This window comes from Enterococcus sp. DIV1375a (assembly GCF_051712205.1).
In the GTDB taxonomy this organism is placed as follows: domain Bacteria; phylum Bacillota; class Bacilli; order Lactobacillales; family Enterococcaceae; genus Enterococcus; species Enterococcus faecalis.
Genome location: NZ_JBIOOM010000001.1, coordinates 1,212,487 through 1,232,930, shown reverse-complemented (window position 1 = coordinate 1,232,930; position 20,444 = coordinate 1,212,487). Strand labels below are relative to the sequence as shown.

The 20,444-nt window shown below is 36.2% G+C and carries 17 protein-coding genes; 1 reads left to right on the top strand and 16 read right to left on the bottom strand.

What is annotated here, in order from left to right:
* Window positions 1-18: 18 nt before the first annotated feature.
* The 14 genes from dnaG to IGJ63_RS05950 all read right to left on the bottom strand — a co-directional run bounded on the left by dnaG (window position 19) and on the right by IGJ63_RS05950 (window position 17,887).
* Complete coding sequence (gene dnaG, locus IGJ63_RS06015) at window positions 19-1,905, bottom strand: DNA primase (protein WP_002380276.1); 1,887 nt, start codon at window positions 1,903-1,905, stop codon at window positions 19-21.
* A 316-nt stretch (window positions 1,906-2,221) separates the two neighbouring features.
* Window positions 2,222-4,558 carry a cation-translocating P-type ATPase gene (locus IGJ63_RS06010; RefSeq protein WP_438746092.1) on the bottom strand — a complete coding sequence of 779 codons (2,337 nt, stop codon included), beginning with the start codon at window positions 4,556-4,558 and terminating at the stop codon, window positions 2,222-2,224.
* A 128-nt stretch (window positions 4,559-4,686) separates the two neighbouring features.
* Window positions 4,687-5,304, bottom strand: coding sequence for a lysozyme family protein (locus tag IGJ63_RS06005; RefSeq protein WP_002357646.1), 618 nt, complete (start codon window positions 5,302-5,304; stop codon window positions 4,687-4,689).
* A gap of 290 nt (window positions 5,305-5,594) precedes the next feature.
* Window positions 5,595-6,284 (bottom strand): D-allulose 6-phosphate 3-epimerase, encoded by a 690-nt coding sequence (gene alsE / locus IGJ63_RS06000; RefSeq protein ID WP_002379434.1) that lies wholly within the window; start codon window positions 6,282-6,284, stop codon window positions 5,595-5,597.
* 137 nt (window positions 6,285-6,421) lie between these two features.
* Entirely contained in the window at window positions 6,422-7,522 is a 1,101-nt protein-coding gene (locus IGJ63_RS05995) for a PTS fructose transporter subunit IIC (protein WP_101731772.1), read from the bottom strand.
* Window positions 7,523-7,631: 109 nt separating this feature from the next.
* Window positions 7,632-8,081: a PTS sugar transporter subunit IIA gene (locus IGJ63_RS05990; RefSeq protein ID WP_002365638.1), complete on the bottom strand. Its 450-nt coding sequence runs from the start codon at window positions 8,079-8,081 to the stop codon at window positions 7,632-7,634.
* Between the two features lie 19 nt (window positions 8,082-8,100).
* Window positions 8,101-8,418 (bottom strand): PTS fructose transporter subunit IIB, encoded by a 318-nt coding sequence (locus IGJ63_RS05985; RefSeq protein WP_002357651.1) that lies wholly within the window; start codon window positions 8,416-8,418, stop codon window positions 8,101-8,103.
* The gene (locus IGJ63_RS05980) at window positions 8,418-8,870 is read right to left on the bottom strand and encodes a PTS sugar transporter subunit IIA (protein ID WP_438746090.1); all 453 of its coding nucleotides are present in this window, start codon (window positions 8,868-8,870) and stop codon (window positions 8,418-8,420) included. Before IGJ63_RS05980 ends, IGJ63_RS05985 begins: the two co-directional genes overlap by 1 nt.
* On the bottom strand, window positions 8,860-10,341 hold the full coding sequence (locus tag IGJ63_RS05975; RefSeq protein ID WP_002379430.1) for a BglG family transcription antiterminator: 1,482 nt from the start codon (window positions 10,339-10,341) through the stop codon (window positions 8,860-8,862). Before IGJ63_RS05975 ends, IGJ63_RS05980 begins: the two co-directional genes overlap by 11 nt.
* Before the next feature lie 241 nt (window positions 10,342-10,582).
* Complete coding sequence (nagE, locus tag IGJ63_RS05970) at window positions 10,583-12,580, bottom strand: N-acetylglucosamine-specific PTS transporter subunit IIBC (protein ID WP_002379429.1); 1,998 nt, start codon at window positions 12,578-12,580, stop codon at window positions 10,583-10,585.
* 36 nt (window positions 12,581-12,616) lie between these two features.
* The gene (locus tag IGJ63_RS05965) at window positions 12,617-13,450 is read right to left on the bottom strand and encodes a PRD domain-containing protein (protein WP_002365633.1); all 834 of its coding nucleotides are present in this window, start codon (window positions 13,448-13,450) and stop codon (window positions 12,617-12,619) included.
* Between the two features lie 309 nt (window positions 13,451-13,759).
* Window positions 13,760-15,412 (bottom strand): ABC transporter substrate-binding protein, encoded by a 1,653-nt coding sequence (locus IGJ63_RS05960; RefSeq protein WP_174090732.1) that lies wholly within the window; start codon window positions 15,410-15,412, stop codon window positions 13,760-13,762.
* Between the two features lie 17 nt (window positions 15,413-15,429).
* On the bottom strand, window positions 15,430-16,806 hold the full coding sequence (locus IGJ63_RS05955; RefSeq protein ID WP_173961844.1) for a transglutaminase-like domain-containing protein: 1,377 nt from the start codon (window positions 16,804-16,806) through the stop codon (window positions 15,430-15,432).
* A 16-nt stretch (window positions 16,807-16,822) separates the two neighbouring features.
* Window positions 16,823-17,887 (bottom strand): dipeptide epimerase, encoded by a 1,065-nt coding sequence (locus tag IGJ63_RS05950; protein WP_284955010.1) that lies wholly within the window; start codon window positions 17,885-17,887, stop codon window positions 16,823-16,825.
* Window positions 17,888-18,162: 275 nt separating this feature from the next.
* Here IGJ63_RS05950 and IGJ63_RS05945 point away from each other — a divergent pair, with 275 nt between their 5' ends.
* A complete protein-coding gene (locus IGJ63_RS05945) occupies window positions 18,163-18,507 on the top strand; it encodes a metal-sulfur cluster assembly factor (protein WP_002357660.1) in 345 nt (114 codons plus the stop codon).
* A gap of 96 nt (window positions 18,508-18,603) precedes the next feature.
* On the opposite strand, the gene IGJ63_RS05940 is transcribed toward IGJ63_RS05945, so the two are convergent.
* Together IGJ63_RS05940 and IGJ63_RS05935 are read right to left on the bottom strand one after the other, a co-directional pair.
* A complete protein-coding gene (locus IGJ63_RS05940) occupies window positions 18,604-19,143 on the bottom strand; it encodes a GNAT family N-acetyltransferase (RefSeq protein WP_284955011.1) in 540 nt (179 codons plus the stop codon).
* Window positions 19,144-19,355: 212 nt separating this feature from the next.
* Window positions 19,356-20,210 carry a hypothetical protein gene (locus IGJ63_RS05935; protein ID WP_438746086.1) on the bottom strand — a complete coding sequence of 285 codons (855 nt, stop codon included), beginning with the start codon at window positions 20,208-20,210 and terminating at the stop codon, window positions 19,356-19,358.
* Window positions 20,211-20,444: the final 234 nt, after the last annotated feature.

Sequence of the window (20,444 nt, the reverse complement as noted above, 5' to 3'; positions counted from 1 at the left end):
GTTCTATTCATTTATTACTTAAGTAAATGTTCGTTGAGCTTTAAGCTGTCGAGCCAATTGGATAATCTCCATTGTTAATTCGGCTTCAAGCTGTTGATTGCCCACTCGTTTTGCTTCTTGCTGTTGAATCTTTTTCTGCTCAATTGCCTCTGCAATACTTGATAAGGCAATTACATGTAATAAATCGGCAACTTCTCGCTCAGAGCTTTCTTCCGATAAATTCTGATACGCAATTTCAATTGCTAATTGTTTGGTTTGATTATCTTGCAAGAAATTAATAAAATCGGCAATGTCGAAACTTTGATGCAGTGTCGCATAACTTTCTAGCAAGAAATATAATTCTTGGTATTCATCATGAGCGAACGAAAAATCTGGCAATTGTTGAACGGTTTGCCGTACTCCTTGTTCATTCATTAAACGAAATAATAAGGAACGTTCTGCTTTTTGAACTTGGGTTAACGGTAACTTGTTCTGGACGTGATTCTCTTCAAAAACAGGTTCTTCCATTGGTGGTGGCATCATTTCATCTTGATAAAATTGTTGCCTTTCTTGCCGTTGGACTGAACGTTGCTCTTGCTTCAATTGATTGAATTGCTCTTCCAAACTATGAACAGAAAGTTGAAATTCCTGAGCAATTTGGTTTAAATAACGATCACGTTCCAAGGGAGATTGAACATTGGTTAACTCCCGTAACAATTCGTTCACATAATCCAATTGTTCTTTTTCGTTATTCATGTTTCTAGTTAACCGATGATAGTTCATTTTAAAACTAAAAACTGTTTCTCGGCCATGATTGGCTAAATTTTGAAAAGCTTCTGCGCCATATTTCCGCACATATTCATCAGGATCCAGCTTTTCAGGGATGCTGACAATACTCAAGTCAAAATGACTGTTTTCTTGCAATAATTGAATCGCACGGTTTGTGGCTTGAACACCGGCATTATCGCCATCGTAACAAATAACTACTTCCTTAGCGACCCGTTCCAAACGCCGAATTTGTTCATTGGTCAAACTAGTCCCCATTGAAGCCACCCCACTTTTTACGCCTGATTGCCAAGCAGCGATAACATCCATGAATCCTTCAAAAAGCAAGACTGTATTTTCTTTACGAATTTCTTTTCTGGCTTTATCAAAGTTAAACAGCGTTTCTCGCTTATTAAAAAGTGTTGTTTCAGGACTATTCAAGTATTTAGGCATCTCATCCCCTGGAAAATCAGCTGTTTTTAACAAGCGACCAGAAAAGGCGATGACATTGCCTTGGGGATCATTAATTGGAAACATGATTCGTTGATAGAAACGATCCAAAAACGTACCGTTATCTCTTTGGACAAACAGCCCAGAAGGCTCAAAAAGCGTTTCATCCAGTTGTTCGTTTTTAAAAACTTGACTTAAGAAATCACGTTTTTGCGGCGCAAATCCAATTTGAAAGGTCTCAATTAGTTCTTGTGTTAACCCCCGCTCTAATAAATAGTTTAATGCGGGTTCGCCAATTTTAGTATTCACTAAAATATGATGGTAAAGTTCTGCGGCTTTACTATGCAGTTGTAACAAACTCCGTCTTTGTTGGTTTTCTGGGGTATCCGCTACTTCACGCGGCTCTGACCAATCAAAGTCCACAGATAAATGTTCCAAATCTGCAACACGTTTCACGGATTCTGGAAAACTAATGCCTTCAATTTCTTGCAAGAAATTAAAAACAGTTCCACCTTTCCCGCAGCCAAAACAGTGAAAAATTTGTTTGTCTTCTGCTACTGAAAATGAAGGGGAACGTTCTTCGTGAAACGGACATAAACCCATATAATTTTTACCGGATTTTTTTAACTGGACATACTGCCCAATAATATCTACTATATTCGTTCGGTGACGAACTTCCTCAATGACTTCCTGAGGAATGCGTTGTGCCATTGTCCTCACCTCCTAAGAATAGCATTGTGCTAACTCATGTGATTGACCGTTTAAAAAACGCACTGTCATTTCAGTGCGAATTCCAATGGACACATTTACACATGATTTATTGTATCACATAATCTCTGTTTTTCAAGTATCTTGTTTCAACTCAACAAAAAAAGAAAGTATCTAGGACAAAAGTCATCTTGACTCCTGCCCCAGACACTAACTCTTAAAATAATCAGTTAAACATCAAGCTTGCTCCGACTTCCTTCAAGATTTAAAGAAGAACTGCATTTCTGGAGACGAATGCTTTTAGCTCAACCTCTGCTTTTTATAAATCTTTAATTGTTTTTCCAGCACGTTTCATTTGTACGAAACCAATTGTTACACGCACTACAATATTAATGGCCATCATAATAAAGAAGAGACCCATTGTTTGCGAAGTTAAGAAACCAATTTCTAAAATGTTGTGGAATAACATAGCTGCTACATAAATACCAATAATGGTACTGAAAACCAAGAAAATGCGTAATGGATTTAAAGGCAGACATGCTCGAACAACAGCCATACAGCTAATTCCAACTAATAAATAATACATTAACGTCGTGGTGTCTAAAGAAGAAAATCCTTGATTTTGTCCAATCAGATAAACAGCAATGATATTCGCTACAACTAAAAGCGCATTAACAGACGCATTTTTCAAAGCCGTTGTTAAAAACTTCCCGACAACTTTTCGTTTGTCCCCTTCGAAAGATAAGAAGAAAGCAGGATATCCTTCAATTGCTAAATCAATCAAGGTCACTTGAATCGGAATGAACGGGAACGCAATGGCCGTTAAGGCACAAATGATTGAGAGAATAAACGAATAAATCGTTTTAATGAAGAAAACGCTGGAAACTCGGGTTACATTATTTACCACACGTCGTCCTTCAAACAAGACATCTGGTAACGTTGTAAAATCAGAATCTAGTAAAACTAGATTAGAAATTTGCCGAGTAGCGCCATCTCCCTCTGCCATGGCGATACTACAATCCGCTTCTCGTAACGCTAAAACATCGTTGACGCCATCGCCGGTCATCGCCACCACATGCTCTGTGTCTTTCAACTCACGTACAATGGTTCTTTTTTGCTGAGGCGATACACGTCCGAACACTGTGTATTGCTGAACTGCTTCACGCACTTCTGCTTCTGTCGTTTTGGTCGACAAATCAATATAAGACTCATAACCGGGTAGCCCAGCACGACGAGCAATATTTGAAACAGTTACCGGATTATCACCAGAAATTACTTTTAAGTCGATTCCTTCTTCTTTTAGATAAGCCAGTGTTTCTTTGGCATTTTGGCGAATTGGATCATCAATTTCTAGAATTGCTAATGGCTCTAAATAAGGCATTTTGGTTTCGTTTAACGGTTGTTGTTCCGCAATGGCTAACATCAAGACGCGATACCCATTCTCTTGTGCTGTAAAGACAGCTTCTGGCAACCGACTATCGTCTACCAAACGCTCAGGAGCCCCTAAATAAACTGTCCCAATTTCTGGAAATTCAATAGCTCCCCATTTTCGTTCAGAAGAAAAAGCCAAGACTTCTTTTGCGCCAAATCGATTGGATACTTCATAATGATCACGAATTGCTTGCATTGTAATATTATTATCCGTACTTTCAGATAGGTAGCTTCCGATAATCTGCGGGAAAAGTTCTTCATATTTGTCATGCAAGATAATCGCCTTTTGCACTTTCATTTTACCTTCTGTAATTGTTCCAGTTTTATCTAAACACAAAGTGTCCACATGGGCCAATGTTTCAATTGAGTACATATCTTGTACTAGAATACGTTTTTTGGCTAACTTAATGACACCTGTTGTCAGTGCAATACTAATTAATAGTACTAATCCTTTTGGTAACATCCCTAACAAAGCAGCTGCAGAAGCAACAACAGATGTTTTAATGCCAGCATCTCTTAACCAAAAAGCTTCAACAAATAAAATAATCCCTAGAGGAATAATCACCCAACTTGTAAATTTAGAGACTTTACGAATCGAATTGACTAACTCTGATTGAATTGGTTTATGCACTTTGGCTTCTTGGGTGATTTTCACAGCATAGTTTTCGGCTCCAACGTGGATAACACGGGCATAGGCTTGTCCGCTAACAATGAAACTTCCAGAAAGCAAGGTATCGCCGATTTCCTTTTCAATTAAATCTGATTCACCTGTTAACAACGCTTCATTCGCTTCGACTTTACCGTCAATAACTTCCATATCAGAAGGAACTTGTTCCCCTGCAGAGATAATAACAATATCTTCCATAACTAGTTCTTTTGTATCAATTTCTTGTTGTACGCCATTTCGAACAACATGAACATTTTCTTTTGCCACAATAGATAATTTTTGAACTAAATTACGGGCATGAATTTCTTGGAAAATCCCGATTGACATGTTCACAATAATAATCGCTAAGAAAGCCAGATTGGAATACGCTCCGACAAATAGTAAACAAACAGCGATTGCAAAGTTTAAAAAGTTGAATAACGTCATGACGTTATCAAAAATAATATCTTTTGTAGATTTTGCTACATTTTCCTCATAATTATTTTGAAGGCCTAACTCTTTCTGCTTGGCAACTTCTTCTGTACTTAACCCTTTTTTCAGGTCGACTTTATTCAACATCCAGCTCTTTCCCTACCTTTTCAATTAATCAGTTACATCCCTTCTAGTTTACTTGCATTTTCATGAAACTGCAAGAAAAGCCTAAAAAATTCCTGTAAGTTGAAAGAATTCTTTAGACTTTTCTCGTTTTAATTTAACTTTTCAATAAACCAACGATTCATTTTGACAATTTCCGCATAGAACATATTGCCACCATTTTGATAAAGGTAACCACCATTGTAAACTAACGCTTGCCAACGATAATAACGATATTTCGTATTTTGGTCATTTCCTAGCAACGGTGAAAGGACTTCTCTTGAATATTCTTCTGCTAACTCTGTCGTGTGTTTCCCGCCGCGTTCTTTAACAAACTGAATATAATCCAGTCCATAATTATATGCTTGTACGCCTGTCCACTCATCACAGCCAGCTTCTTTTGCTTTCGCTAACGCTTCCGCGAGAAATTTGACGCCATGTGCGATACTTTCCTCTGGTGTTTCAATCACTTCTTGTTGTCCATAAACACTTTCACTGCTCTGCATAATATCGCCAGATTTCCCTTTAGATTCTGTATAGATAATCGCTAAAGCTAATGTTTTGTATTCAGGTATTTTATTTTTTTTGACTTCTGCTTCTACTTGTTTTTCAAAGGTCATTACCGTTTCAACATTTTGATGTATTTTATAGCCAAGATAGCCAAGACCAGCAACTAAACCAACAAACAAAAGTAGCATGATTTTATAAATTATTTTTCTTACTCTACGCATCGAATCATCCAAACTTTTTCTTTTAAGATACGTTCTATGTTACTTGAAATAACTGAAAAAAGCGAAGTTTTTGTTACTTCTTTAGTTTTATTTAATAAAAGTAACTTTTTTGTGAACAAACCGTAACTTCGCAAGATTGAACGTTTTCATCTAGAATAGAATAACAAGTAATTTTGTTCTATTGGCGCTTATTTATTGCATCAAAAAAGCCCAGATAAGAATGAACAAAATTCTTTTCTAGGCTTGACTTTATACAACTTATCTATTCTTTTAACAAACAGTCAATTGTTTTATGGAATTTTTTTCCCTGTCATTTCTTCATAGTCTCTACTCATCATTTTCCAAGCTTTTTCAATATCTTCATCTAATCCAAATAATCCGCTTCTACCAACAATATAAATATCAGGTCCTGCAGCATCAATTCGCTTAAATGAATTTCTATTCGATGAGCCATCCATTTCAATTACATAACGATAACTTTTTTCTTCACGTAAATTACGAAGAGCAACAATTTTATCAAGTGTTCCTTCAATAAATCGTTGGCCAGCAAAGCCTGGATCAACGGTCATGATTGTGATTTTATCCAACAATTCAATATATGGAAAGATTGATTCAATAGGCGTTTCGGGATTAAGGACGATCCCTGCTTTAAGATTAGCATTGTGAATTTGGTCAATTAGGCGAAATGCTAGACCATCTAAAACCTCTGCATGCATACAAATCCATTCACATTTGATATCTACTAGTTGTTGTACCCAAAAGCTTGGATTCGTAACCATTAGATGAGCAGATACTGGGAGCTTCGAAATTTTTCTTAACTCCTCAATAAACCACGGAGATAATGTAATGTTTGGCACATAGTGACCATCCATAATGTCTATGTGATACGAAGCAACATGATCATTCAAAAAGGTGATTTGTTGTTTAAACTTGTCCAAATCCATCGTCATTAGTGACGGAGAAAATTCAACTTTGTTCATTCTAATTTTCAACTCTTTCTATCTGATTATTTGGTTGATGTTTTTGAAAATTTTTCTAACTCGTTATATTCAGACGTTGACACATCTCTGACAGGCAATATAAATTGCATTAATTTTGTTGCGCTTTTTCATTTTGTTTAGAAAATCTGAATATCTTCCAAGTTTATCTCCTCTTCTTCTTTTTCTACTAAAGCTTCCATATCTTTCTCAGTTACATCTTTCTTAATAATAGCTAAAACTAAACCGGTAACCACAGCGTTTACAACAATTGCAATAATGCCAGCCAGCGGTTTACTCATTGTTGGAATCATTAAAACACCGCCAAATGGAACTGTCGCATCTGCCCCTAAGATCATTGTTGTTGCGCCACCCATGAAGCCGCCAATCGCTGTAGCAATGACTCCTCGGACAATATCATTCATAACTAAAGGAATAACACCTTCAACAATGTTAATCACGCCCATTGGTACGGCAGACTTTAACGTTTCAACTTCTAGTTTTGTATAAATATTTTTTCTAAATAATTTAGCAAAGAAGAAAGCTAATCCAAAGCCTATTGGCGTTGCTGTATTTACTAATTGCAATGCTGTAATTGGTCCATTAAGTCCTTCCGCTTGCATTGTCAAAACAAAGGCAAAAACAGTTTTGTTAATGGGTCCGCCATAGTCTATACCACTTAATAAACCAATTACACCACCAAAAATTAATAATGACGAGTTACCTAAGCTATCTAAAAAGTTCGTTAATAATGAAGTAAATGCCGTTATTGGGGTCCCGATAATATATATCATGATTAATCCACCAGTAATTGAGGTTAAAAATGGAATAATTAATGTTGGCATTAACCCTTTCGCCCAGTTTGGTAATTTCACATATTTTAAAATAGCTAATACAAGATATCCTGCCAAGTAACCACCTAAGATACCACCAATAAAGCCAGCGCCAACTGCATTCGCAGTTAAACCAATAATAAAGCCCGGAGCAATTCCAGGTTTACCAGCGATTGAAAAGGAAATGCCAGTAGATATAACAACCGGCAGTAAGCCTAAGCCAGCGCCACCCATAGTAGCTAAAGCATCCCAAAGCGAAAATTCACCTGGCACCAAGGTTCCTTGACTTGAGCCACCAAACCCCATACCAATTGCAATTAAAAAGCCAGCGCCACAGACAATTGGAATTAAATATGAGATTGCTGTTAATAAATGACCTTTAAGATTTAACTCTTTTAGTTTTTTCATTTTTATCCTCCTAAACATTGTTCTTTTCATTTTATTTTCTATTTAAAAAAATTACTGTTGTGGATTCTTCTGTAGAAAATATCCACAATATGCTGTCTCAGTAATTTCATTAAGAGAATGCCTTCACTACATCCTCTGGCGATTTTGATTGAAGGAATTCTCTCACTACTTCATCATTTCCGAGTTTTCTGGCAAACAATGATAATAGTTTAAGATGGCTAGTTGTTTCTTTATGATCATTACCCACAGCAAAAAGAATGATTCCTTTTACGCCATTATCATCTAAAGATTCCCAAGGAATTTCTGTACTATTAATACCAATGGCCACGCCTATTTTTTTTACATACGCACTTTTGCCATGTGGAATGGCTAGATAGTTTCCGATGCCTGTTTGGCCTTCCGCCTCTCTATCATAGATATCTTTTATAAAACCTTTTTCCTCTGAAATATTGCCATTTTCAAGCAAAAGATTGGCTAATTCTTTTAACGCTTCCTCTTTTGTATTTACATTCATATTCGTTTTAACGGTTTTTAAGTCAATGATATCCTTTACTTCCATTACAATTCCTCCTAGAAGATTACTTTTCTTGTGTCATAACTTCTTCTGCTTTTTCAATTAGTTTAGTGGGTGATTTTACAGCAACTTCTGTAGGTACTTGAATGATTCGTTTCCCATCAAAACGCTCTCTTCCAGAAATTTTTACATCAATGGCTAATATAACAATGTCCGCTTCCTTAATTTGTTCATCCGTTAGTTTGTTTTCAATCCCAATGGTCCCTTGTGTTTCTACATGGATCTCAACTCCTGCTTTTTTTGCAGCGTTCTCCAATTTTTCTTGTGCGATATATGTGTGAGCAATTCCTACTGTGCAGGCTGCTACGCCGACTATCTTCATTATTTTTCCTCCTCAAATTTTTCTATAATTTTATAAAAATCTGTTTCTGTTTTTAAACGCAACAACTTTTCTAAGAAGTCTTCATTTGCTAATTTTCTAGTAAATCGAATGATTTCTTTTTTTACTTTTAACTGTTCATTTTCTTTTAGTAAAATGACAATAATTAATTTCACTTGCTTAATGTCTGCCGTCCATTCTTGGATTTCTGTTTTTAAGCCAATCAGATATATTTCACTTTTTTTCAAGAGTGCATTCTCTAAATGTGGCAAGACAATTTGCTCTGCAATCTGATTACTTCCCATCTTCTCACGATTTACCAAAGATTCCTCAATCTGCTTTTTTTCTTCGAGCGTTAACAAAGGTGCTGCTGTTTCTGCAATGAATTGATATACTTGCTGCTTTGAAAGAAGTTCTTGGTTTAGGAAAACTTGGTATAAAGGATTAACGTTCATGATAGATTTCCTCAACTTTTCTTTGTAATCGATACTGATCATCCATTGTAAACATGGCACTTACCAACAATGATTTAATGGGGACCTTTTCCTGTAAATGAATCGTTGTAAGAATCAATTCAATATCAGAATAATCTTTTAATGATTTCTTTATATTTCGTGTGGCAATAATTTCAACAATTTGTAATTCAGGGAATTTCTTTTCAACTTTTACTCTCAATAGTTCTGAAGTTCCAATTCCAGTGGTACACATAATCAAAGTACGAATAGGTAACTGATTGGTTTCAATCATTCGCGCAAAATACAATGTAATAAACCCATTCTCATCTTCGTTTATAGCCGGCAGTTGATAGTTTTTACTTACTTGCTTAGAAACTTGCACAATTTTTCTGAAAATTGTTTCATACGTCATTTTTATTTGATCCAATAAACTATTCTTAACATGTATGCCGTTTTCAAGACGATTTATCATTGGTTTTATATGACTAGCCAATTCAAGAAGTAGCTGATCATTATCAGTTAAAATTTTTAGTTGTGCACTCATTTCCTCTAAATAAAATTGAGTAATTTGCATTACTTTGAAAGAAAAATTAGTTACTTTACTAAACGAACCTTGCATCCTAGAAGAAACCAAATATTGATATAAGTAATAAATTTCAACGTTAGGCAGTCTCTTATTTAAATAAGTTTCAATCTGTTGAATCGTTGTTTGCGCGACCTTTTTGAGTACTAAGTCCTTTGTTAATTCTTGTTCTTCTTCGTTAGATAATTGGTATTTTTCAGAAATAGCTACTTTTCGTGAACGACTAATTAAGATATAAAGATGCGAAAAGATGTTTACGTTATATGGATGTGGAATAGTAATATCCAGTTTTTTTTCAATGTTCCTGACTTGATCTAACGTAAAAAGGACATCATAATTATTAAAATTTAATGCTTTGTTGTTTCGAAGATCCTCAATATCGATAATGTTCAACAGTTGTATTCTATCGGAAATGGCTTTCCTGATAGCTCTTTCCTCACCGATAATTGCCAACGTTCGATTTTTCCGTTTGAGTGTTAAATCATATTTCTTTAAATCTTCGGATAATTGTTGTTCATCGCTAAATATCACAGAATCGCCAACATAATATCTTGCAAATAATTCATAAACATTTTTAGCTTGTGGAGAAGCTAACAACAATTCCTCCAGAATTCGATTGCGTCTTTCCCTTGGCGAAAAATCACTTTCTTTTTCGGCTAAATGTCGATTCTGTTCCATAAATCGTTCATAGTCTAGCTTGTATCCTCGTCCTTTCTCAGATAATATGAGTGAACCTTCTGAAAATTCATCGTTAATTTTTTTTATCAAACGATAAACTGTCTTAGGAGAAGTACTTAGGCAGTTTGCCAATTCTTCTGCAGTCATATAATCTTGTTTTTTTGAGAGAAGTAACAACAATTTTTGTCCACGTTCTTTTTTCGAACTCATAGCAACCCCTCCTTGATATATTTATTATAATCCATATAAAAGAAAACGCTTCCTTGTTTTCTGTCCGTTACATTGGCCATTTTTGTGAGTGGTTAAAGTGTTCAATTATGCGAAACTTTCTAAGGCTATTTATAAATAAAAATCTGTAGAGCAAGCTATTTTGAATTACTGTCTCTACAGACACTAATACTTTCAAAGAATATAAAAAAAGGGCTGCCTTGCGGCTAGCCCTTTTTTACTTTTATTTTACGGTAACATTCCCGATTACATCATTTATTGAAGTCGTTTGACCTGCTTTTTGTAAATCGTATTGAGCAACGATATCTTGATTTGTGAAAACAACAATTAAATCTGATTTTTTGCCAGCTTGTTCTAATGCGGCTAAATCAATGGTTGCAATTTTATCGCCTTGTTTTACAACTTGGCCTTCTTCAACATGTAATGTAAATGGTCCACCTTGTAACTCAACAGTATCTAGACCCATGTGTAATAATACTTCAATGCCTGAATCTGTTTGGATACCTAACGCATGTTTTGTTGGGAAAATGCTAGTAATTTTACCAGCAACGGGTGTTGAAACTTCGCCGTCTGTTGGTACGACAGCATAACCGTCACCCATCATTTTTGCTGAGAAAACATCATCTGGTACTTCAGAAATAGGAATAACTTTCCCATTCGCTACAGAATATAATTCAGTTTCTTTTGTTGAAACTGGTGCTTTTTCTTCAACAACTGGTTGAGAAACAGGTGTTTCTTTGACTGGTGTTGCTGGCGCTTGGTGGTTATATAATCGTTGCATTTCGTCAGCAACAAATTGTACTTCCGTACCAACGATCACTTGGATATTGGTGTCATCAATGACTTTCACACCAGGAACCCCAGTTGCTTTAATTTTTGCTTGATCCACTTTGCCTGTATCTTTCACTGTTAAGCGTAAACGAGTTGTACAGTTATCAATAGAAGTTACATTAGCATCAGCGCCTAAACCATCATAAATACGACGAGCTAGAGAAGCAAATTTGTTGTCGCCTTCTGCAACATCTGGCGTTTCTTCGCCATCGCCTTCTTCACGTCCTGGTGTCATTAAGTTAAACTTAGTGATTGCAAAACGGAAACCGAAGTAGTAAATTGCTGCAAAGACAAGTCCTTGAACCACCAACATCATTGGATGATTCGCGACTGGGTTTTTCAAACTTAAGAAGAAGTCTACAAAACCTGCACTAAAGGCAAAGCCAGCTGTCCAATGCATAAACGCAGCGAATGCTAAAGAAATACCTGTAAAGACTGCATGTAAAACATATAAAGGCCAAGCAACGAACATAAATGAGAATTCTAAAGGTTCAGTTACGCCTGTAAAGAAAGCCGCAAAACCAGCAGCTAACATTAATGAAGCTGTAACTTTTTTCTTCTCAGGACGTGCACATTGATAAATTGCAAACGCGCCTGCTGGTAAACCAAACATCATTACTGGGAAGAAACCAGCTTGATACATCCCTGTTTGTCCTACAATTGCTTTACCAGTATCTAACGCTTGTTGACCAGCTAAAAAGTTCCCAATATCATTGATACCAGCAACATCAAACCAGAAAACAGAATTCAAAGCATGGTGTAAGCCTGTTGGAATTAATAGTCGGTTAAAGAAACCATACAAGCCAGCTCCTACGAAACCTAAGCTAGAGATTCCTTTACCAAAAGCAACTAATCCGTTATAAACAACTGGCCAGAAGAAGAATAAGACAGCTGAGATTGCTAACATCGAAATAGCTGACATAATAGGAACTAAACGTTTTCCACTAAAGAATGATAAAGCCATTGGCAATTTCACACCAGAGAAACGATTATACATTGCCGCGGCAACTAAACCAGCGACAATCCCGACAAAGACATTGTTGTCCATGCTGTTGAAGGCTGGGTTTACTTCAGCAATATCCTTGAAGCCTTTAATGGCTTGGATAGAAGCAGGCGCTAAAACAGTTTTTGGCACTAAATAAGCGACTAAACCAGCTAATGCTGCCGATCCATCTTTATCTTTTGACATTCCTAACGCTAAACCAACCGCAAATAATAATGCTAAGTTGTTTAAGATAGCCAAACCACCATTCATTAGAAAAGTTGTGGCTGGACTAGCGCCGATTGTTCCCACGATCCAGTTGGCAATACCGACTAATAAAGAAGCCGCCGGTAATACAGCAACTGGTAACATTAACGAACGTCCCATTCTTTGCATATACGCTTTCATTATACGTAACTCCTCACATAAACTATTTAATTTTTATTATTTGGTCATTCTTAATCGTTCAATGTGAATCGATAAATAACCAAGTTCTTCATTTGGTACTTGATAATGAAAATTTCTCATTAATAAGACTTGTACTTTTTTTGAGATTTCATAGCTTTCAGCATACTTTTTCTTTACGACTTCCAAAATTTCTTCATCTAAAACAGCATATTGATTTTGTTGGAAGCGATGAATAAACAAACGTAAATGATTCACCAAACGTGAATAACTGAGACTATTTTTATCATCATGAATATCAATAGCCAATTCCTGCTCGATTAAATGAATAATTTCAGAAACGATTGTAACTTCACGGATACTTTTACTATTATCAGTACGCCCGCTGCGAGCACTATGGATATGAATTGCAATATACCCCGCTTCATCATAACTAAATGGAATCTCTAAGGTTTGTGTTAAATATTCTACAGCCCATTGAGCAATAGCAAATTCTTCACTATATAAAATCTCAATTTCACTTAAAAGCTTGTTCCGAACAATAATATTATTTTGAATATTTTCAGCTGCAAAAGCAATGTGATCACTCAACCCAATATTAATATGTTCATTCAACTTTTCACCCAATACCGTTTCAGCATGTTGGATAATTTCTTCACTCGCTAAAAAGTATTTGTCTTCAATTTGTGATAGCAGTACTTGAAGTTTTTTCAGTCCTTCTGGCTCCATCACAAACATCCGCTCCACCAATTGTTGAGATAAGACATCATTTTTAGTCTTATTAAACCCGACGCCTTTACCGACAGCTACTTTCTCCTGTCCTTCGTCAAGAACAAGTACAGCATTTTGATTTAGCACCTTTTTAATTTTCATAAATGACCCTCTTCTGCAGAAGTAATTCTAACATTTTCAGTGAAAACAACAAAAAAAGCATAGAACAATCCCGTTAAACATGTTGCGTAACCATTGTACACCACATTGTATTACGAAATTCTTCCATGCCTAGTATTATCTAGTCACATGAAAACGCTATTCATTTGTTAACAGTGCTTATTCTAACGAGTATCATTATTTTTGTCAACCTTTTTCAATTATTTTTTTATTAATTGTTGACTATTAACAAAAAAGAAACTCTTATCGGGAAAAAAGTACCTTCAGCTAAAGGTACTTTTGTTCACTAATTTATTCTTTATAGGCATACTTATATGTGCTCGTTGCACCGAAGTTATGATACTGAATACCTTTGACACCTGGTCGTACAAGCTGACTACGGGCCTCTTGGTATAAAGGAATTAAAGCGGCATCTTCTTCCACCAATACTTTTTCAGCTTTAATTAATGTTTGCCAACGAGTTTCAGGATCATTTGCGTATTTAGTTGTTGCTTCTTCAATTAGTTGATCAAACGTTGGGCTAGAATAGTTCATACGGTTACCACTAACTGAGCTTTCTAAGAAAGTCATTGGATCCTGATAATCGGGTCCCCACATGCCAACAGACAATTCATAATCCCCTTTTCTCATTAATTCAATCGCATTATTTAAAGGAACTGTTTTGACATTAATAGTGAGACCTGGCAACGTTTCTTGTAACTGGCCTTGGATAAATTCAGCAACTTTTCGGTCACTATCACCATCTCTTGAAAGAAGTTCAATGGCTACATCTCCGTTTAGCTCTGCTTTTGCTTTGTCTAAATACTCTTTGGCTTTTTTGGCATCTGTTTTGACAAGGGCACCTGCTTCTTGACGAAAATCTTCATTCGTTTCTGGATTATATACAAATTTTTCTGGAATGTACCCATAAATTTCTTTTGAACCATCTGCTAAAATGTTGTCGACTAAGCTTTTTTTATCCAAAGCATAAGCTAAAGCTTTGCGGACATTCTCATTTGCAAAAATGGATGGTTTTTCGTTTCTTTTTTGGTTTAAACGTAAGGAATAGACTTTTGACCGTTCGATTGCTTCATAGTCTGGGTTGTCTCGATTTTGTTTAGCAAAATCTCCTGTTAAGACAGCCACATCTAATTCACCTGATTCGTACAAATTATAAACGGTATTGGTTTCTTTAAGAACTTCAAAATGAATCGTTTCTGATTTTACTTTTTCTTTATCGTAATAGTCGGGATTACGCACAAAATCCCACGACATCGCTGACTGATCCCAATTTTTCATTAAAAACGGACCATTAGATACAATCATTTCACTAGAAGTGCCATAGTCTTGTCCTTTTTCTTTCACGAATGCTTCGTTTTGTGGGAAAAATGGAGAAAATGCCAATAAGGACGTAAAATATGGTACAGGCTTTTCCAAAGTAACCTCCAAAGTATAATCATCAAGCGCTTTGACACCCAATTCCTCTGGTGCTTTTTCCTCTTTTGTAATAGCTGTTCCGTTCAGAATCGTTCCTTCTAACAAGAAAAAGTAATTGGCTTGGTTTTTGGGATTCGCTAATTTACGCCAAGCAAAAACAAAATCATTGGCTGTTACAGCATCACCATTGGACCACTTACCATCTTCTCTTAGTTTAATGGTATATCGTTTGCCATCTTCAGAAATTTCAGGCATCTCTTTAGCGGCAGCTGGTATTAGTTGATCTTTTTCATCCAATTGATATAACCCTTCAAAGACATTGGACTGTGCGTTAATACTGGCTTCATCTTGTGTAAAAATAGAATCCATTGAACCGATTTCCGAGTTCTCCATTAAATTTAAAACTTTTTTCGAGACACTGGTTTTCTCAGTTGCTTTCTCGTCTCTTTTTGTTTCTGCTGTTGTGCCACAACCTACCAAGACCGTACTAACAAATAACATAATCCCCATCATTTTTAACTTTTTCATACTATTCCCCCTATGTGTCAATCAAACGGCAACTCTTCCATGGAAAGCCGTTCTTGCGAAACTATCAAGCATGCGTAGGGCAAGCCCTCATTTTCGTACTCAAATTCTCCCCGCTGGTTGTCAATTGGGTCTGCACGCAATTGCATTTTCGCCGGCTGAAAGTCTGCCTGGATCTCACTATTTGCGACCATTCTAAAAACATCTAAATTGCCGAAATAATGATTCCACCGCTGTCTATCCCCGTCTCGGTAAGCACCTCCGCCAAAAGATAAATCCGCAAAGAGCCAGCCGTACGGTTCTATATAAAATTGTGCCCAATCATGACAGCCTGTATAATGTGTAGAAACATATAATCCCGATTGCCATTTGGCTGGTATCCCTGCAATCCGACAAAGCGTGATAAACAAAATCGCTTGCACGCCGCAGTCACCTTTTAAATTAGTTGCAGCATACTCTGAAATATTGGAAATTGTAAAATATTCACGCATGAAAGAATAATGAATCTTTGTCGTCACAAAGTCATAAATCAAGCGTGCCTTTTTTAAGGGATTACTTTCATCGCCTACAATCTCATCTGATAAATTTCTTAAATAAGGCGTGAATCGAATATGCGGTAACTGTTCCTCTAAATCAAAGCTTGGTTGCATTTTGTCTACGTTATTTTCTTCTAACTGTTGGTAAACCATCCGATTAACATAACAATATTCAACTGTAAACGTTTGATTTTCTTTTAAGATTGTTTCAAAACACAGTGTTCGTTGAGGCGCATCTTCTGCCGCTATATAGGTTGCTTCAGGTGACGTAGCTAGGATTTCAATTTCTGATTGTTGTTGACACGCTTTGGGCAGCGGCAAATGGACACGAACACGCTCACCTGGACGCTCAAATTCTTTTTTCACCTGAATGGTGGCTTTAATTGTTGTTCTCACTTTTCTACCACCGTTTTTTTGCATTTGTTCGATGTTCTCTTTTAGTTCTTTTTTGCGGAGAATTTCTAATTGATTGCTTTCTGCTTCTCGCAAACGTGCAACATATGCCGCATTTGTTTTAATTAAATTGGCCAAAAATCGAAGTTGGAAATACGGTTCACCGTCAATATAAACCCAGTCCACTAATCCCGTTTCTTTTAAACGAATTAATTCCTCTGTTTGATAATCCTGAAAAGTGTCTCTCATCATTTGATCAGCTTTTGCAAAGCTATGAGGATACTCATTCATACGCATCATTTTAATGACATCTTTTTCAATTATCAAACGTTCTTTTAATGCCTGCGGAAGTTCTTTTGTCAACCAAAAATCAATGGCAATATCCGCACTTGCAAAATCGCCAAATTCTTTCACCCTTTGAATTTCCTCAGGCAAAGGGACACTAAGATACTTTAAATCATACTTCATTTGCTTTACTCCTTTTTTAATGAGAAATGCCTAATCCAGCTGCTTCTCCTAATTCCAATAATGGTTTTGCTTCTAAGAATACGCCCCCAGTTACGGGCGCAGTTTCTAAACCGAATGTCGCATCTAAATCTGCTCGTGTGATATTCTTTTGAGCAGCAGCTAAATGGGCAGCAGCCGTGATGCCAATGGTTGTTTCTTCCGCCATGCAACCAATCATGCATTCGATGCCTGCTGTTTCACAAATCTGATTAATTTTCAGCGCTTCATGAATGCCGCCACACTTCATTAATTTTATATTGATAACATCGACTGTGCCTTTTTTAACTAATTCCAACGCATCTTGAGCATCAAAACAGCTTTCATCAGCCATAATTGTCGTATTAACTTGTGAAGTAACGTATTTTAGACCTTCTAAATCGCGTCTTTTAACTGGCTGTTCCACTAATTCAATTTGATAATCTGCTAATTCTTGAATCGCTTTAACTGCATCTTTGGGCGTCCAAGCCTGATTCGCATCTAAGCGGAGCTTGATATCAAAGCCAACTGCTTCACGAATCGCTTTTACTCTTGCGATATCAGCTTCAATTCCTGTTCCGACTTTAATTTTTAATGTATCAAAACCTAGTTTGACTTTTTCGACGGCTTTTTGTGCCATCACATTTGGTTCATCAATACCTAGTGTAATATCCGTTATTACTTGGTTATCATAGCCGCCTAACAATTGATAAAGAGGCAGTTGAGCTTTCTGACCCATCAAATCATAACAAGCAATATCGATTGCTGCTTTTGCCGCTGGAGCGAAAGCAGATATTTTATCCATCACTTCATGAATTTTCTCAATATTAAAGGGGTTTAAGCCAATGATTGCTTGGCCAAATAATTCGATCGTTTCAATCGTGCCAGCCAACGTTTCACCGGTAATAAAAATGCCTGGCCCTCCTTCTCCATATCCAACTAATCCCTCTTCTGTTTCAATTTCCACAATTGCACTATCCGCTGATTCTATCGTCCCCAAAGCGATCGTAAATGTTTCTTTCAGTTTAATTTTCGATGCCCTAACATGTACCTGCTTAATTTTCATAAAATCCTCCCTTTGATATTTCCAATTGACTGAAAATTCAGTTTTTTAAAAATATCCAAAAATTAAATTTAGATTGTTATCGATCATTCTAAACTCATTGTTTTCTAATGTCAATAAAATAATGAGATTTCAATTAAAATAAAATGAATTTCGAATTTTATGAGCTTTTTTAATAAATCAGTAAATTCCATGACATGTGAGATACTTCTCATTTACAAACATTCTTAAAAAAGGTATGATAGTAAAGAGGCAACTTGCAAAGGAGTAGAAGACGAATGAGTGAACAACCTCAACAACGTTCAACCGAAGAAGTTGAAGCAATTAAAGAAGATATTTTAACTGCATTAGAAACAGTGATTGACCCTGAATTAGGCATCGATATTGTTAATTTAGGACTAATTTATGAAGTTGAATTTGCAGAAGAAACTGGTGATACTGTCATCAAAATGACCTTAACCACAATGGGTTGTCCGTTAGCAGATGTTTTAACAGAACAAATCCATGGTGTTTTAAAAGATATTCCTGAAGTGAATAATATCGAAGTAAAATTAGTCTGGTACCCTGCTTGGACAACGGATAAAATGAGCCGTTACGCACGAATTGCTTTGGGTATTCGCTAGTTATTTCGAGACTAATGATAAAAAACATATGAAAGAACCGATTGGTCCGTTCTTTCATATGTTTTTTTGTTTGTTTAATTTACTTATTTGAAAAAACTACCTGATACCATCAATACTTGGCCTTTTCCAAATTTTTGCTACTGGATGGAAGTCTAATAAAAACTGTAACTGCGTTCCACCGAAGCTTGACGCTCCAGCAAACATGATATGAAAAGTGAGCCCTCTATCCATAATCAGATACCCTGTATCCAGCACGCCATTTCTTTCATAAAACTGATAACGTTTTTCTCTTTGGGCTTCATTCGCTGCATTTTTGCCAATTTCTTCACTCTCCAAAAGAACCCCCTTAGGATAACGTGTCTTCAATAACGCTAACACGGTTGAACCTAATCGTTGGTTTCGGTGGTGCTGATCAATTGCAAAGAAAAAGACATAGGTTGCTTCAGGTGCAATTTGACTATTTAACAAAATCCCCACGTTCTCATCCGCCTCTTGAATAACAAACAAATGAAATTTTCCTGCTTGAGAAGACGTCAATAATTGACCAAACGGCAGTCTCTCTTCTTCTGGAAAAGCTTCTATGTAGGTTGCTTCCCAATAGGCTTGATTTTCTTGATTTAATAATGTGAATTGCATAAAAGCTCCTTTCTAAAATGATTGCTTCGTACTAATAACTTTTGTTACGTACATAAGACCTAAAAATTATTTAAACATGCGACTGGTTATCCCTATACGCAATTATTTTTTGATACTAATCTAGTAGTTTAATCGTTCTCTGTTCCTGAGTCAATAAAAGAGCACACGATTCGAGACTTTCAACGTTTAGTGAAAAGTCGATTCTTATTTCATTACAACCGATTCACTATTCGCTGCCCTCTTTTTTTTATTCGTTGATTTACTTGAACTAAATATTCATTTATCTCCTCTATATTCTGAGGTAAGATAAACGAGTCTTTTTTCAAATGATTTTTCCATAGTGCTATTGGTTGATACTGTTCATTTAAAAATGGTTGCATCTCATACGTATGAACGTAGCTTTCCCATGAATGAAACGAAGCTAAAAATATCGAAAGTTGTTCTAAAGAATAATCCCAATAATCTTTAAACGATAAACTTCTTCCACTGTTAAATCCTAGTGGAACTACTGTAATGTTTCCAATTGAATGGGTAAGTTCGGCAAAACGCTTTAATTGTGGGTCCTGATGGACTCGATCAAATTTAGTAAAATTGTCGAGAAGGAATTCATTCCATGTATATTTTTTGGGTACAGGATTTGGTAAATAGTCAGGAAAAACTTGGTCAAAATAAGTTAAATATCGGTCCGAAATCACAGCCGATGTCCCGGAATCATGAGGCGGATACTTGCTATTTACTGCAAGCAAATTCTGTTCAGAAGGTTTTTCTAAATAGCTTTCTTGATTTTCCCCAATTACCTCCGCTGGTCTAAAGAAATCGGGATAAACAAGTTGTAACATAATTTTATACGTTGTCCAAAATGAGTTCATAATATCTTTGTGCACGGTCGCCTTCCCAGTTAACTTTAAAAAAACATCCTCCACAACCTCGTACTTTTCAATATGAACATTCGATGTTCTAGCTTTTAAAATATTTTTAACCGGCTGCTGGTGGTCATACTCTTGACCCAAAAGCAACTTCTTTAAATCATCTTTCGCTGAAATTGTCTTAACTGTAATCTCCGCCACTTTGAATAACTCCCATCCTACGATTTTCTCTATATTCTTTTATATTATTATACTAGAAAAACGCTCCCTCCTGCCCTTTTTTAATCAACAAATCAGCAATTAGAAAACACCAACGAAACAGAAGTGCAACACTAGCATGCGAAAAAATGCGATCGGCAACTTATTTTTTAGACACTCTGTGTGTTTCGTATAGTCGAGGCTGGTTGCGTGTATTTTTTTCAAGAAAATTGAGAA